14 protein-coding genes are annotated in these 12,061 nt (G+C 71.7%); 3 read left to right on the forward strand and 11 right to left on the reverse strand.

Annotation, left to right across the window (positions count from 1 at the left end; translation table 11 throughout):
* Positions 1-59: 59 nt before the first annotated feature.
* The 10 genes from ACFWY6_RS01370 to ACFWY6_RS01415 all read right to left on the reverse strand — a co-directional run bounded on the left by ACFWY6_RS01370 (position 60) and on the right by ACFWY6_RS01415 (position 8,003).
* Positions 60-866 carry an alpha/beta fold hydrolase gene (locus ACFWY6_RS01370; protein WP_384684902.1) on the reverse strand — a complete coding sequence of 269 codons (807 nt, stop codon included), beginning with the start codon at positions 864-866 and terminating at the stop codon, positions 60-62.
* 92 nt (positions 867-958) lie between these two features.
* Positions 959-1,744: an SAM-dependent methyltransferase gene (locus ACFWY6_RS01375; RefSeq protein ID WP_384684905.1), complete on the reverse strand. Its 786-nt coding sequence runs from the start codon at positions 1,742-1,744 to the stop codon at positions 959-961.
* A gap of 16 nt (positions 1,745-1,760) precedes the next feature.
* Complete coding sequence (locus ACFWY6_RS01380; protein WP_384684908.1) at positions 1,761-2,357, reverse strand: hypothetical protein; 597 nt, start codon at positions 2,355-2,357, stop codon at positions 1,761-1,763.
* On the reverse strand, positions 2,354-2,638 hold the full coding sequence (locus tag ACFWY6_RS01385) for a metal-binding protein (protein ID WP_384684911.1): 285 nt from the start codon (positions 2,636-2,638) through the stop codon (positions 2,354-2,356). Before ACFWY6_RS01385 ends, ACFWY6_RS01380 begins: the two co-directional genes overlap by 4 nt.
* Entirely contained in the window at positions 2,635-3,366 is a 732-nt protein-coding gene (locus ACFWY6_RS01390; RefSeq protein WP_384684914.1) for a 2OG-Fe(II) oxygenase, read from the reverse strand. Before ACFWY6_RS01390 ends, ACFWY6_RS01385 begins: the two co-directional genes overlap by 4 nt.
* A gap of 29 nt (positions 3,367-3,395) precedes the next feature.
* Entirely contained in the window at positions 3,396-3,899 is a 504-nt protein-coding gene (locus ACFWY6_RS01395; protein WP_384684917.1) for a methylated-DNA--[protein]-cysteine S-methyltransferase, read from the reverse strand.
* Between the two features lie 201 nt (positions 3,900-4,100).
* A complete protein-coding gene (locus tag ACFWY6_RS01400) occupies positions 4,101-4,361 on the reverse strand; it encodes a hypothetical protein (protein ID WP_384684920.1) in 261 nt (86 codons plus the stop codon).
* A 227-nt stretch (positions 4,362-4,588) separates the two neighbouring features.
* A complete protein-coding gene (locus ACFWY6_RS01405) occupies positions 4,589-5,572 on the reverse strand; it encodes a PhzF family phenazine biosynthesis isomerase (RefSeq protein WP_384684923.1) in 984 nt (327 codons plus the stop codon).
* Entirely contained in the window at positions 5,569-7,062 is a 1,494-nt protein-coding gene (locus tag ACFWY6_RS01410; protein WP_384684926.1) for a leucyl aminopeptidase, read from the reverse strand. The genes ACFWY6_RS01405 and ACFWY6_RS01410 overlap by 4 nt, the downstream gene beginning before the upstream one ends.
* On the reverse strand, positions 7,059-8,003 hold the full coding sequence (locus ACFWY6_RS01415; RefSeq protein ID WP_384684929.1) for a DMT family transporter: 945 nt from the start codon (positions 8,001-8,003) through the stop codon (positions 7,059-7,061). The genes ACFWY6_RS01410 and ACFWY6_RS01415 overlap by 4 nt, the downstream gene beginning before the upstream one ends.
* Before the next feature lie 183 nt (positions 8,004-8,186).
* Here ACFWY6_RS01415 and ACFWY6_RS01420 point away from each other — a divergent pair, with 183 nt between their 5' ends.
* Positions 8,187-8,807: an L-threonylcarbamoyladenylate synthase gene (locus ACFWY6_RS01420; RefSeq protein WP_384684932.1), complete on the forward strand. Its 621-nt coding sequence runs from the start codon at positions 8,187-8,189 to the stop codon at positions 8,805-8,807.
* A 6-nt stretch (positions 8,808-8,813) separates the two neighbouring features.
* Here the strand turns inward: ACFWY6_RS01420 and ACFWY6_RS01425 are convergent, their stop codons facing one another.
* Positions 8,814-9,782: a DMT family transporter gene (locus ACFWY6_RS01425; protein ID WP_384684935.1), complete on the reverse strand. Its 969-nt coding sequence runs from the start codon at positions 9,780-9,782 to the stop codon at positions 8,814-8,816.
* A gap of 69 nt (positions 9,783-9,851) precedes the next feature.
* On the opposite strand from ACFWY6_RS01425, the gene ACFWY6_RS01430 reads away from it, so the two are divergent.
* Entirely contained in the window at positions 9,852-10,727 is an 876-nt protein-coding gene (locus tag ACFWY6_RS01430) for a LysR family transcriptional regulator (protein WP_384684938.1), read from the forward strand.
* A gap of 149 nt (positions 10,728-10,876) precedes the next feature.
* Entirely contained in the window at positions 10,877-11,950 is a 1,074-nt protein-coding gene (locus ACFWY6_RS01435) for a YncE family protein (protein ID WP_384684941.1), read from the forward strand.
* Positions 11,951-12,061: the final 111 nt, after the last annotated feature.

A 12,061-nucleotide genomic window follows, 5' to 3' on the forward strand; every position in this document is an offset into this window, starting at 1 on the left:
GATGGCATCCGCAAGGGATGCTGCCGAGCACGGCGGGGCCGAGGTCCGGCCGCCGCTGATCAGGCGGCGCTCTCGGCGAACTCGGCGATGTCCCGCACCACCCGTTCCGGCCTTTCCCAGTACACGGCGTGTCCGGCGCCCTCGTAGACGATCAGCCGGGAGCCGATGACGGTGTCGAGGACCGTCTGTTGCTCCGCGCGCGTCACGATCGGGTCCTGGTCGCCCCAGACGGCCAGCGTGGGGACGAGGATCCCGGCCAGGGTCGCGCGCAGATCGGTTTCGAGGAGGCCGCGCAGCGTCTCCCGCCACACGCGGGCGGGTGCCTTCAGGTTCTCCTCGACGATGGTCTCCAGGAAACCGCGGGCGACGGGCTCGGCTGTCATGCCGAGCGCGAACCGCCCCACGAAGCCGCGGTCCACCGGGCCCTCAAGGTTCCGTACGACGTCCCACAGCTCACCGGCGGCGGGCTTGTCGGCGAGGGTGACCGGGACGCCCAGGAGCACGAGCCCGGCCACGCGGTCGGGATAGCGGCCCGCGACGATGCGCGCCTGTACGCCTCCGCTCGATCCCCCGACGAGCACGGCGCGCTCGATCCCGACGCTGTCCATGAAGGCGACGAGGTCGGCGGCCAAGTCCTCGGGGAGATAGCCGTCCGGGGGCTTGTCGGCGTCCCCGTGGCCCCGCTGCGTGGGCGCGTACGCATGCAGCGAGGCGGGCATGCGCCGCAGCAGCGGCTCGAACGACCACCAGGAGTCGGCATAGCCGTGGACAAGCACGACCGGCACACCCGAGGGGCCACCCACCTCGGCGTACGGAAGGACGAGCCCCTCACGCAGCGCTGCCTTGTGCACGGCGATGGCCGGCATGACGGCCCTCCTCACCTCTGCTTCCAGCGTAAGGAAAGGCGGGCCGCGGGGCAGGTCGGGGCTGTTCTCCTGCCTTACGGGACGCGGGTCCCTTACGGGACGCGGGCGACGCCCACGTAGAAGCCGCTCAACTCCTCCTTCGGGGCGGGCGATTCCTGGTACCAGCGCGTCGCCGTCACCAGGCCCGGGTCGACGAGCTCCAGGCCGTCGAAGAAGGGCTCGACCTCTTCGCGACGCCGCATCCGCAGCGGCACCTGGCCCTCCCGGTAGGTGTTCTTGACGGACTCCACGAGCTCGGGATGCTCGTCGGTGGTGCCGTGCGAGAGGACCAGGTAGCTGCCGGACGGCAGGGCGTCCACGAGGGAGCGGGTGAGGGCGTACGGGTCCTCGTCGTCGGTGATGAAGTGCAGCAGCGCGATGAGGGACAGGGCGACGGGCTTGCCGAAGTCCAGGAACTCGCGCGCGTGGTCGAGGATGGCCTCGGGCCTGCGCACATCCGCCTGGATGTAGTCCGTGGCGCCTTCCGGGGTGCTGACAAGGAGGGCTTCGGCGTGGCGCAGCACGATGGGGTCGTTGTCGGCGTACACGACCCGGGAGGCGGGGGCGATCTCCTGGACGATCTGGTGCAGGTTCGGCGTGGTGGGGATGCCGGTGCCGATGTCGAGGAACTGGCGGACGCCGTGGTGCGCGAGCCAGGCGGCGGCACGGTGCATGAACGCCCGGTTCCGTGCCGCGTTGGCCCTCGCCTCGGGCGGCAGTTTCTCGCCCATCTCCTGATCGACCAGGTAGTTGTCCTTGCCGCCGAGCAGCCAGTCGTAGACGCGGGCCGGGTGGGGCTTGCTGGTGTCGATGAGGAGGTTGGCGTCTTCTGCGTTCATCGCCCGAGCGTACAGGTCAACCGTTCGAGCGGGGTGCGGAGTTGACCGGCGCGTATGAGGTGACCCATCCCCGGCGCACGTCCCAGGTGGCGCCGTCCGCGCTCGCACCGCGCAGCCCGTCCAGGACGCCGGGACCGGCGAGCGCGGGCAGCCGCGAGTCCGCGAGGGAGCCGAAGGCGTAGGTGCGGGCGGGGTCCCATGAGGTGGAGTGCCGCAGGCGCCGCGCGAGCTGGGCGAAGCCGAGGGGCGCGGCCGCCATCACCCAGGCGTGCGGCGGTTCGGCGGTCAGGCGGTTCGCGGCACGCAGCCAGGAGGCGGCCGTCTCGGGCCAGTGCACCGTCGCGAGAACCGTGCCGCCGCGTGCCGTCCAGGCGGCGGCGAAGGCCGCGGCGGATGTCCGGGAGGCCGGATCTCGGCTGTGCCCGATGACGACGGCCTCGATCCGCGCCTTGGGGAGGCTCAACAGGCCGATGAGGGCTGTGAGTTCGGCTTCCGTGTGCGCGAGGGGAACGCGCAGGTCCGGGTGGGCGGCCAGGTCCGCGGCGGCGATGAGGGGTGAGCGGGAGCGCTGCCGCTCCTCGATGATGCTCAGGGTACGGTCGTGGATGCTCATGGTGCGGTGGTGCCGCCTTCCGTGTGGGCTTTCCATCGGGCGTACGCGGCGGGCAGGCAGACCGCGCACGGCCGGTGTCCGGCGGCGATGGCGGTCGCCTCGTCGGCGAAGAACACCCGGTGGGCGACGTAGTGGCCGCGGGCGATGGCCCGCAGCGCGGAGGGGCAGTCCAGGCGTCCGTACAGGCGCCCGCGCCGGTGTCCGCCCAGCGTGCCGGGTGTGCTGCTGCGATACGGCTCTCCGTCCGGGCCGCAGAGTGTGTACGTGCCGGGGGACTTCACGCCGCGTCGTGGAACACCAGGCCGAGCGTGCGCCGCCGCCCGGAACGGACGGTGCTCACGCCGTGCCGCATGGGGGCGTTCGACCAGCCACGCCTGGAGGCCACGGGCCGGTCGCGGGTGGTGAAGATCAGGCCGTGCCCCCGCGGCAGGGTCGTGGCCGATCCGCGTGACTGGGCGCGTGCGCGCTGCTCGGTCATGAGGAACTCGCCGCCGGTGAAGTCGGTTCCGGGGGCGTCGAGGCCGATGACGACCTGGAGCGGGAAGAGCATGTCGCCGAACACGTCGCGGTGCAGGGCGTTCCAGTCGCCGGGGCCGTAACGCAGCAGGATCTGGGCGGACTTGGGCTGGCCTGCCGCGTGGCACATCGCGACCCATTCCTCCAGGCTGTCCGGCCAGGGTGCGGCCTTCCCGAGCTTCTCGGCCCAGTCGCGGGCGACGGGCAGCAGCCGGGGGTAGAAGGCCTCCCTCAACTCACGGACAAGATCGGGCAGTTCATGGGTGAAGTAGCGGTACTGGCCGGAGCCGAAGCGGTGCCGGGCCATGTCGACGGTGGTGCGGAATCGTTCGGCGTCGTCGTACAGGGCGGCGAGCTCACGGCACTCCCCCGCGCTCAGGAGCGGGCCGGTGAGTGCGTGGCCGTGCGCGTCGAGCTCGGCGGTCAGCGCGGACCAGTCCCCCGCGTGGACACGTGACGTGACGCGGCTCGCGGGGTGCGTGGTGGAAGTCATGGTTCGGGTCCTTCGGGTTGCGGGACGCGTCAGACGAGGGTGGGCTGCAGGGCGCCCTCATGGGTGAGGAGCTGCACCTTGCGCTCCACACCGCCGGCGTAGCCGCGCAGCGAGCCGTCCGCGCCGATGACGCGGTGGCAGGGCCGCACGATCAGGAGCGGGTTCGCGCCGATCGCGGCGCCCAGGGCCTGGACGCGCCCGCGGGCCACCCCGAGCCGCTCGGCGAGCGCGCCGTACGTGGTCGACGTGCCGTACGGGATGTCCTCAACGGCGCGCCACACTCGACGCTGGAATTCCGTGCCGCTAGGGGTGAACTCGATGTCGAACCCGGTGAGTTCACCGACGAAGTACGCGGCCAGCTGCCGGGCGACGCCCGCGAACCGGTCGGGTGCGTGCCGCCAGTCGGCGCGCACCGCAGGGGCGTTCTTCTGGCCGGGCACGGACAGCGACGTCAGCGTGGTGCCGTCGCGTGTCTCCTCGCCCACCAGCAGGAGTTCACCCAACGGGCTGGTGATGGTCGTGCAGGCGGTCATCGTCGCCCCCTTCCGTTCGCTTTCGCTCGCTTTCGTTCCACCTCCACAGTGGGATGCGCCGATCACGGATGCTGGCGGGATTCGGACATCGCCCTTGCCATACGTCGCCGACCAGCAGCCCCACCTGGTGATCGAGCAGCGCGAGCGCCTCGTCGGCCGTGCACGCCGCCCCCGTGAGCGCGCCTGCACGCCCCTCGGCGCTCAGCGGAAGGGCGCGGCCAGCAGCGCGCGCAGGACGTCCAGCGGCGTGCGGGACGCGGGGAGCACGGCCAAGCTCTGGCGCAAGCACACGGCACCCATCCGCGACGGCGCCGACCAGGCCGTCTGGCTTACGGAGCTGCTCAGCGTCTCTGCCGGTGGCCGGCTGGCCTGCAACCAGGCGGTGCGCGCGCCCGAGCGGGTCGCGTCGGTCAGCCTGGCCGCCGCCGACGACCCGGCGGGGCGCGTCATCGCGGCCGCCATGCGCCCGTGCCCGCGCTCTTCAGTGACGACGAACTGCGCACGATCCGCGCCGCGTCCTGCACCGCGCCCAGAAGCTGGTTCCGCACGCGCAGGCCGAGATCTGGCCCGATGCCAGGCAGGCCGTCTCCGGCCAGTACGCGGACCGGGTCAACGCCCGCGTCCTCGACTTCCTGGATGGACTGGCATGAATCGACGTACGCGACGGCACGTGATTCCTCGCGCCTTCGTCACGCGTTCAGTCGCGCGCGGAACGCCGTCGTCGCGTCGCCCGTGATCGAGACCAGGAGTTCCCCGCCCCGCCGGGAGCCGGACCGCACGTCGACCCGTACGCCGACCTCACCGGCCCGTCCCATCGCCACCCCTTGGCGGCCGGTGAAGTCGAGCCGCCCGCCCGGTGCGGGCACGATCCCGTGGTGCACCAGGTAGGCGCCGAGCGGGCCGTGCCCGTTGCCGGTCACCGGGTCCTCGGCGATGCCGATCGCCGGGGCGAACATCCGGGCCCAGGTGAGGAGTTCGGCCTCGCCGGTGGCCCGGGTGAAGACGAACCAGCCGTTGCTGCCGACCTCGTGGCTGAGCGCCGTCAGCGCGGCCGGGTCGGGGCGCAGACCGTCCACGGCGGCGCGGTCGCGCAGTTCCACGATGACCTTGGAGTGCCCGGTCGAGACGATCTGGACGGGCCCGTCGTCCGCGAGGTCGCCGGATTTCGCACCGAGTGCCCGCAGCAGGCGGTCCACCTGGGTGCCGTCCAGCTCGGGCCCGAAGTCGGCTGCCCCCTGGTGCATCCCGATCCGCACCCGATCACCGTCGCCGTCACCGTCACCGTCACCGGCACCGGCACCGGCACCGGCACCGGCACCAGCACCAGCACCAGCACCAGCACGAATGATCTCCACCCGCTGGCGAAGGCCGCCGCCCGTCTTCTGCACCAGCGAGCCGGACGGCAGCCCGTACTCGACGGCCCTGGCGAAGTGCGCGCCCACGGTGGCGTGCCCGCAGGTCGGCACTTCCGTCGTCGGGGTGAAGAAGCGGACGCGTACGTCGTGATCGGCGCCGTCAGGGGGCAGCACGAACGCCGTCTCGGAGTTGTTGAGCTCGCGCGCCACCGCGAGCATGTCGGCGTCCGTCATGCCGTCCGCGTCGAGGACCACCCCGGCGGGATTGCCCGTGAACGGAGTCCGGGTGAACGAGTCGACCTGGTGGAGGATCCTCATCGCCGCCCCTCCGATCGCGCATCGGCAAGCTCCTCCGCGAGGCGCACCAGGGTCCTGACCGCGGTTCCCGTGCCGCCCTGGGGCGTATAGCCGTACGGAGCGCCCTCGTGGAAGGCCGGTCCCGCGATGTCCAGATGTGCCCAGCGGGTGCCGGCCTGCACGAACTCCTTGAGGAACAGGCCCGCGACGAGTCCGCCTCCCATCCGCTCCCCCTGGTTGGCGATGTCGGCCACCGGGGAGTCAAGGCCCTCCCGCAGCTGGGCGGGCAGCGGCATCGGCCAGGCCGGTTCGCCGGTGTGCCCCGCGGCGTCCACGATCCGCTCTCGGAACGCGTCGTCGGGGGACATCACCCCGAAGAGGCGGTTGCCGAGCCCCATCCGCATGGCGCCGGTCAGGGTCGCCACGTCCACGACGGCGTCCGGCCGTTCCTCGACGGCGCGCACCAGCGCGTCCGCCAGGACGAGCCGTCCCTCGGCGTCGGTGTTGCGCACCTCGACGGTTCTGCCGCCGTACATCCGCAGGACGTCGCCGGGGCGGACGGCGGACCCTGACGGCATGTTCTCCGCAAGGGCCAGCCAGCCGGTGACGTCGATCGGGAGGCCGAGCCGTGCCGCGGCCGTCACCGCGGCGAACACGGCGGCGGCGCCCGACATGTCGCGCTTCATGATCTCGTTGAAGCCGACGGGCTTGAGCGAGATGCCGCCCGAGTCGTAGGTGATGCCCTTGCCCACAAGGGCGATGCTCGTCCGCGCCCGGGGGTGGGTGTGGGCGATCCGCACAAGGCGCGGCGGATTCACCGAGCCCTGGCCGACGCCGAGGATGCCGCCGAACCCGTGCTCGGCGAGCGCCGTCTCGTCGAGCACGTCGACCGCGAGTCCGAACTCCGCGCCGACCGCCCGCACGGTGGCGGCGAAGCCCTCCGGGTGCAGGTCGTTCGCCGGTGTGTTGATGAGGTCACGGGCACGGTTCAGCTCCTGGCCGATCACCGTGGCGCGACGCAGCGCAGTCCCGGCGTCCCCGTGCCGGGTGAGGATCGTCAACTCGCCGACGGGAGGCTTGTCCTCGCCGGTGGTCCGGTACGCGGTGAAGGCGTACGCACCGAGCAGTCCGCCGAGCGCCACCGCCTCCACGGCATCGGCCGTGCCAGCTGGAAGGGCGAGGACGGCCTTCGTGGCACCGGCCAGGGTCCGGGCCGCGACGCCCGCGGCGCGGCGCAGCGCCTCGGTGTCGTGCCCGCCGTCGGCGTCGGCCTCGCCCAGGCCGACCGCGAGCACGAGGCGCGCCTCGACGCCGGTCGGTGCGGGGACCTTGACGGCCTCGCCCGCGGCACCGGTCATGCCGAGGGCGCCGAGCAGTTCGGCCGACGGGCCGTCGAACGCCGTGGCGTCGGGGGTGGGCATCGGTCCTTTGGGCCCCTGGGCGACACCGATCACGATGGCGTCCACGGGCAGCGACTCCGCGAGGGAGTTCGTGACCGTTACCTCGGTCATTTCACCGCCTCCTGTTCTGCGTGCCGAGCTTCGAGTTCTGCGTGCCGCACTGTGATTACTGCGTTCTGCCGCCGCGTCATGCCGACTCCGACGAGTACGACGACCATGCCCGCCGCCACGCGGAGGCTGAAGGCCTCGTCGAGCACGACGGCGCCGAGTCCGACGGAGACCACCGGCAGCAGATAGCCGACCGTCGCGGCGTTGGTCGCGCCCTCGTCGGCGATGATCCGGTAGGTGAGGTGGAAGGTGATGCCGGTGGCGAAGACCCCCAGGACGACGACGGCGATCAGGGCCTTGGGATGGACATGGACCGTTTCGAGGCCGCCGACCGGCACCATCAGCGTCGTAAGCCCCGTCGCCGCGAGGAGTTGGGCCGTCGAGAGGGAGATGGTGGGGATGCCCTTCCCGACCAGATGCTGTCCCATGTACGCGAATCCGACGGCGTAACTGCCCGCCGCGCCCACGATGGCGAGCGCGCCCCAGCTCGCGAGCCCCGACTGCTGCCACGGGGCGAAGATCAGCAGCACTCCCGCGAAGCCGAGCAGGAGCCCGGCCAGGCGGACGGGGCGCAGCCCGCGTTCCGTGCCGATGGCGAGGCCGATGAGCACCGACCACAGCGGAGTCGTCGCGTTCAGCACGCCGGCCACCCCGGAGTCGACGGTCTGCTCGCCCACGCTGAAGAGGCCGAACGGCAGGGCGTTGCAGAAGAACGCGGCCACGACGACGTGCCGCCAGGTCGCCCCGCCCCGAGGAAGCCGGCGGCGCGTGCCGAGCAGCAGGACGCTGAGGGTCAGGGTTCCCAACGCGCAGCGTACGAGGGTGACTTGGACGGGCGAGAGACCGTCGAGGGCCAGTTTGATCCACAGGAAGGTCGACCCCCAGAGGAGCGCGAGGACCCCCACCCGTATCCCTGCGTAGGTTCTTCCGGGGACGCTGCTCACGCTTGTTCTCCTTGTCCGGACCGTGGTCCGTGCATCGTTCGGGCCGTTGCCCCTTGAACGATGCCGCCGGCGACCTGAAAGGACAAGCAAAGAGAATTGCACCTTCGTTAAGCTGAGCTACATCCATGCTCGACGCCCGTTCGCCGCGCCGGAGCCGGCCGTCTGATCACGTACGCTCGGCGGATGGCGAAGTACTTCGACGTGCACCCCGAGAATCCGCAGCAGCGCACCATCGGCAAGGTGGTGGACGACATCCGGTCCGGCGCGCTCGTCGCGTACCCGACGGATTCCTGTTTCGCGCTGGGCTGTCAGCTGGGCAACCGTGACGGCCTCGACCGCATCCGGACGATCCGGAACCTCGACGATCGTCACCACTTCACGCTGGTCTGCCGGGACTTCGCGCAGCTGGGGCAGTTCGTGCATGTCGACAACGACGTGTTCCGGGCGATCAAGGCGGCCACGCCGGGCAGTTACACCTTCATCCTGCCCGCGACGAAGGAGGTGCCGCGTCAGCTCCTGCACCCGAAGAAGAAGACGGTCGGCGTCCGGATTCCCGACCATGTCGTGACGCAGGCCCTGCTCGCCGAGCTCGGCGAGCCGCTGCTCTCCAGCACACTGCTGCTGCCCGACGAGGACGAGCCGCTGACGCAGGGCTGGGAGATCAAGGAGCGGCTCGACCACGTGGTGGACGACGTCGTCGACTCCGGCGACTGCGGCACGAAGCCGACCACGGTCATCGACTTCTCCAGCGGCGAGGCCGAGATCGTGCGGCGTGGCGCGGGCGACACCAAACGGTTCGAATAGCCGCCCCTAGCGGCGGCTCGGCTCCATCGACACCGTCCGGTCCGCGGCCGTCGGCCGGGGCCGTGACCGGACGGTCGTACGCCTGGAACGCCGTCCTGGTACGAGGATGCTCACCGCGTTCGCCGCGACGATCGCCGCGATGGCCAGCCACTCCACCCAGTCCAGAGCCTGCCCCAGGACGACCAGACCGACGAGGGCGGCGAGGACGGGGTTGACGCTCATGAAGATCCCGAAGAAGCGGGCGTCGACCCGGCGCAGGGCCAGCAGATCGGCCAGGAAAGGCACCGCGGAGGACAGCAGTCCGGCGGCGCTCGCGCAGGCAAGGGCGGTGAGGGTCGGCGGGTGGTGGGCGAGGACCACGATGCCGACCGGCAGGTAGAGCAGGGCGGAGATGCCCGCGGCGGTCGCCGATCCCTCGACGCCCGGAAGGCGGGCCCCGACGGTGCGGTTGAGCAGGATGTACGAGGCCCAGCAGACAGCCGCGAGCAGACCGAGCGCGATGCCGGCGTAGTCGGTGGTGGGCTGCGGGCGGGCCAGCGTGACCACCGCCGCCCCCGCGACGAGGGCACAGCCCAGGTCGACCACCCGCCGCGACGCGGCAAGGGCGACGGTCAGCGGGCCCAGGAACTCCAACGTCACCGCGAGGCCGAGACCCACGCGGTCGATCGCGGTGTAGAGCGACAGGTTCATGGTGGCGAAGACCGCCGCGAGACACAGCAGCGGCCACCACTGCCGCCAGGTGAAGGCGCGCAGCCGCGGTCTGCCCACCGCCATCAGGAGGACGCCGGCGACCCACTGCCGCACGGCCACCACCCCGGCCGGGCCGATCGCGTCGAAGGCGAGCGCGCCCGTGGCGGCACCGACCTGGTTGGAGAGACCGCTGCCGAGCATCATGGCCGTCCCCGAGAACCGGCCGGCCGAACCTTCCGCCGCCGCCACTTCCCCGAGCCCGGCGGCGCCTTGAGACCTTCGCATGCACCGCAGAATGCGCCTCCCGCACGTATACGCAAAATGCATGTGAGTGCTCATCTATACGCTGGGGTCATGGATCTGGAGCTTCGGCATCTGCGCTGCCTGGTGGCCATCATCGACACCGGCAGCTTCACCGACGCGGCCGCCGAGCTCGGTGTGTCCCAGGCGGCCGTCTCGCGCACCCTCGCCGGCCTGGAGGAGACCCTCGGGGTGCGGCTGCTGCATCGCACCAGCAGGAGCGTCACGCCCACGACCGCCGGTGTGCAGGTCCTGGCCAAGGCCCGTCATGTCCTCGCCGAGGCCGATGACCTCGTGCGCGAGGCGACCACCGGGCACACCCGGCTCCGCATCGGCCACGCCTGGTCGGCGATGGGCCGTCACACCGCGGAGTTCCAGCGCCGCTGGGCCGCCGAACACCCGGACATCGAGCTGTACTTGATCCGCACGAACTCGGCGACCGGCGGCCTCGCGGAGGGCCTGTGCGATCTCGCCGTCGTACGGACCGCCTTCGACGAGGCCCGGTTCGCCGACGCCGTGGTCGGACAGGAGCGCCGCTACTGCGCCATGGCCGCCGACGACCCGTGGGCGAGGCGCCGCTCCGTCCCGCTGGCCGACATACGGGAGCGGACCCTGCTCATCGACCGGCGCACCGGCACCACCACGGCCGAGCTGTGGCCCGCGGGGACGCGTCCGACCGTGGAGTACACGCGGGACATCGACGACTGGCTCGCCATCATCGCGTCGGGCCGCTGCGTGGGCCTCACCCCCGAGAGCACCGGCAACCAGTACCGCCGCGACGGCGTCGTCTTCCGGCCGCTGCGCGACGCCGCGCCCATCACCGTCCGGCTGATCTGGCGGCGCCACGATCCGCTCCCGGCGACGCACGCCGCCGTGGCGCTCCTGGCGGACCTCTACCGGACACGGGGCGGGCGGTCCGCTCGGGCGTGAGGCGGGCCTTTCACGCCAACGCCCGCACCACCCCGTCGAGTTGTGGTGCGCGCCACACCGTGAATCGCCATTTAGTTAGGTGAGCCTAAGCTAAGTTGATGAGTGATCGCCTCTCACAGAGGTGCCTCTGTCAAGGAGATTGACGCAGCATGACCTCCATCACCCGCCGTATCCGCCGTACCGCCGCGGTCGCCGTGGCCCTCGCCGCGGGCAGCTCGCTCGCGCTGCCCGCCACGGCTACCGCGCACTCCGGTCACGCGTCCGCCCCGAGCGGCTCGGCCGGCTCGACCGTCGATTCCGCGCCGCTCGTCAAAGGCCTCTACCAGTCCGCGTACTCCGAGCGGAACAACGTCCTGTGGGCCACGGCGGCGGTGGGCCGCCCGCCGGTCACCAACTCCAGCCTCCTGAAGGTCGACCCGAGCACGCTGAAGGTCGAGGCGACGTACACGCCTCCCGTCACCAACGAGGAGACCGGCGCGGTCGAGGCCGTCTACGGCGTCGCCGTCGACGACGAGCACAACACCGTCTGGACGACGAACACCCGCGACAACTCCGTCGCCGTCTACAGCCAGCGCACCGGCAAGCACCTCGCCTCGCTGCCCGGCGTGAACCACGCCCGCGAGATCGTCGTGGACGAGAAGCACGACCTGGTGTGGGCGAGCGGCTTCGGGGACGGCACCGTCGTCGCCTTCGACACCCGTACGTACAAGGAGAAGAAGCGCGTCACGGTCGAGGGCACGAGCCCGGCCGGACTCGCGGTGAACGAGAAGACCGGCGCCGCGTACGCCACCGACCTCAAGAACGACCGGATCATCGAGATCACCCCGAAAAGCCAGAGCCCCCGCTTCATCCCAGTCGGCGACGGCCCGATCTCCGTCGCACTGTCCAAGGACGGCCGCACCGCCTACACCGCCGACCAGGCCGCCGGCACCCTCTCGGTCGTCGACCTGCGCGCGGGCGCCGTCACGAAAACCGTTCCGACCGGCGCGGGCGCCCTGTCCGTCGCCACCGACCGGCGCTCGGGCCACGTCCTGGTCGCCAACCGGACGCCCGGAAACATCACCGTCGTCGACCCCCGCGATGGCATTGTCGTCGAGACCCTGGCCACCGGCGCCAACCCCAACCACGTCCAGGTGACCGACGGCACCGCGTACGCGGTCGACAAGTCGGGCTCCGGCCCCGAGGGCCAGGACCAGGTGCACCGCATCGGCCTCGGCCGCTGACCGCACGTACCGACCCCGCGTCCCGCCCCCCCCGGCCGCCGTGCCGGCGGGGCGCCCCCAGCACCCCCACGCCCTGCAGATCTTGTAATGCCAACCCCCCCACACCATTGG

This window comes from Streptomyces sp. NPDC059037, assembly GCF_042740015.1.
Classification (GTDB): Bacteria; Actinomycetota; Actinomycetes; order Streptomycetales; family Streptomycetaceae; genus Streptomyces.

What these genes read in the sequence shown, in the direction of transcription:
- ACFWY6_RS01425 (WP_384684935.1), bottom strand. Translation starts at nt 9,782, where the DNA reads ATGCGAAGGTCTCAAGGCGCCGCCGGGCTCGGGGAAGTGGCGGCGGCG.
- ACFWY6_RS01400 (WP_384684920.1), bottom strand. Translation starts at nt 4,361, where the DNA reads ATGGCGGCCGCGATGACGCGCCCCGCCGGGTCGTCGGCGGCGGCCAGG.
- ACFWY6_RS01435 (WP_384684941.1), top strand. Translation starts at nt 10,877, where the DNA reads ATGACCTCCATCACCCGCCGTATCCGCCGTACCGCCGCGGTCGCCGTG.
- ACFWY6_RS01420 (WP_384684932.1), top strand. Translation starts at nt 8,187, where the DNA reads ATGGCGAAGTACTTCGACGTGCACCCCGAGAATCCGCAGCAGCGCACC.
- ACFWY6_RS01410 (WP_384684926.1), bottom strand. Translation starts at nt 7,062, where the DNA reads ATGACCGAGGTAACGGTCACGAACTCCCTCGCGGAGTCGCTGCCCGTG.
- ACFWY6_RS01390 (WP_384684914.1), bottom strand. Translation starts at nt 3,366, where the DNA reads ATGACTTCCACCACGCACCCCGCGAGCCGCGTCACGTCACGTGTCCAC.
- ACFWY6_RS01395 (WP_384684917.1), bottom strand. Translation starts at nt 3,899, where the DNA reads ATGACCGCCTGCACGACCATCACCAGCCCGTTGGGTGAACTCCTGCTG.
- ACFWY6_RS01405 (WP_384684923.1), bottom strand. Translation starts at nt 5,572, where the DNA reads ATGAGGATCCTCCACCAGGTCGACTCGTTCACCCGGACTCCGTTCACG.
- ACFWY6_RS01380 (WP_384684908.1), bottom strand. Translation starts at nt 2,357, where the DNA reads ATGAGCATCCACGACCGTACCCTGAGCATCATCGAGGAGCGGCAGCGC.
- ACFWY6_RS01430 (WP_384684938.1), top strand. Translation starts at nt 9,852, where the DNA reads ATGGATCTGGAGCTTCGGCATCTGCGCTGCCTGGTGGCCATCATCGAC.
- ACFWY6_RS01370 (WP_384684902.1), bottom strand. Translation starts at nt 866, where the DNA reads ATGCCGGCCATCGCCGTGCACAAGGCAGCGCTGCGTGAGGGGCTCGTC.
- ACFWY6_RS01375 (WP_384684905.1), bottom strand. Translation starts at nt 1,744, where the DNA reads ATGAACGCAGAAGACGCCAACCTCCTCATCGACACCAGCAAGCCCCAC.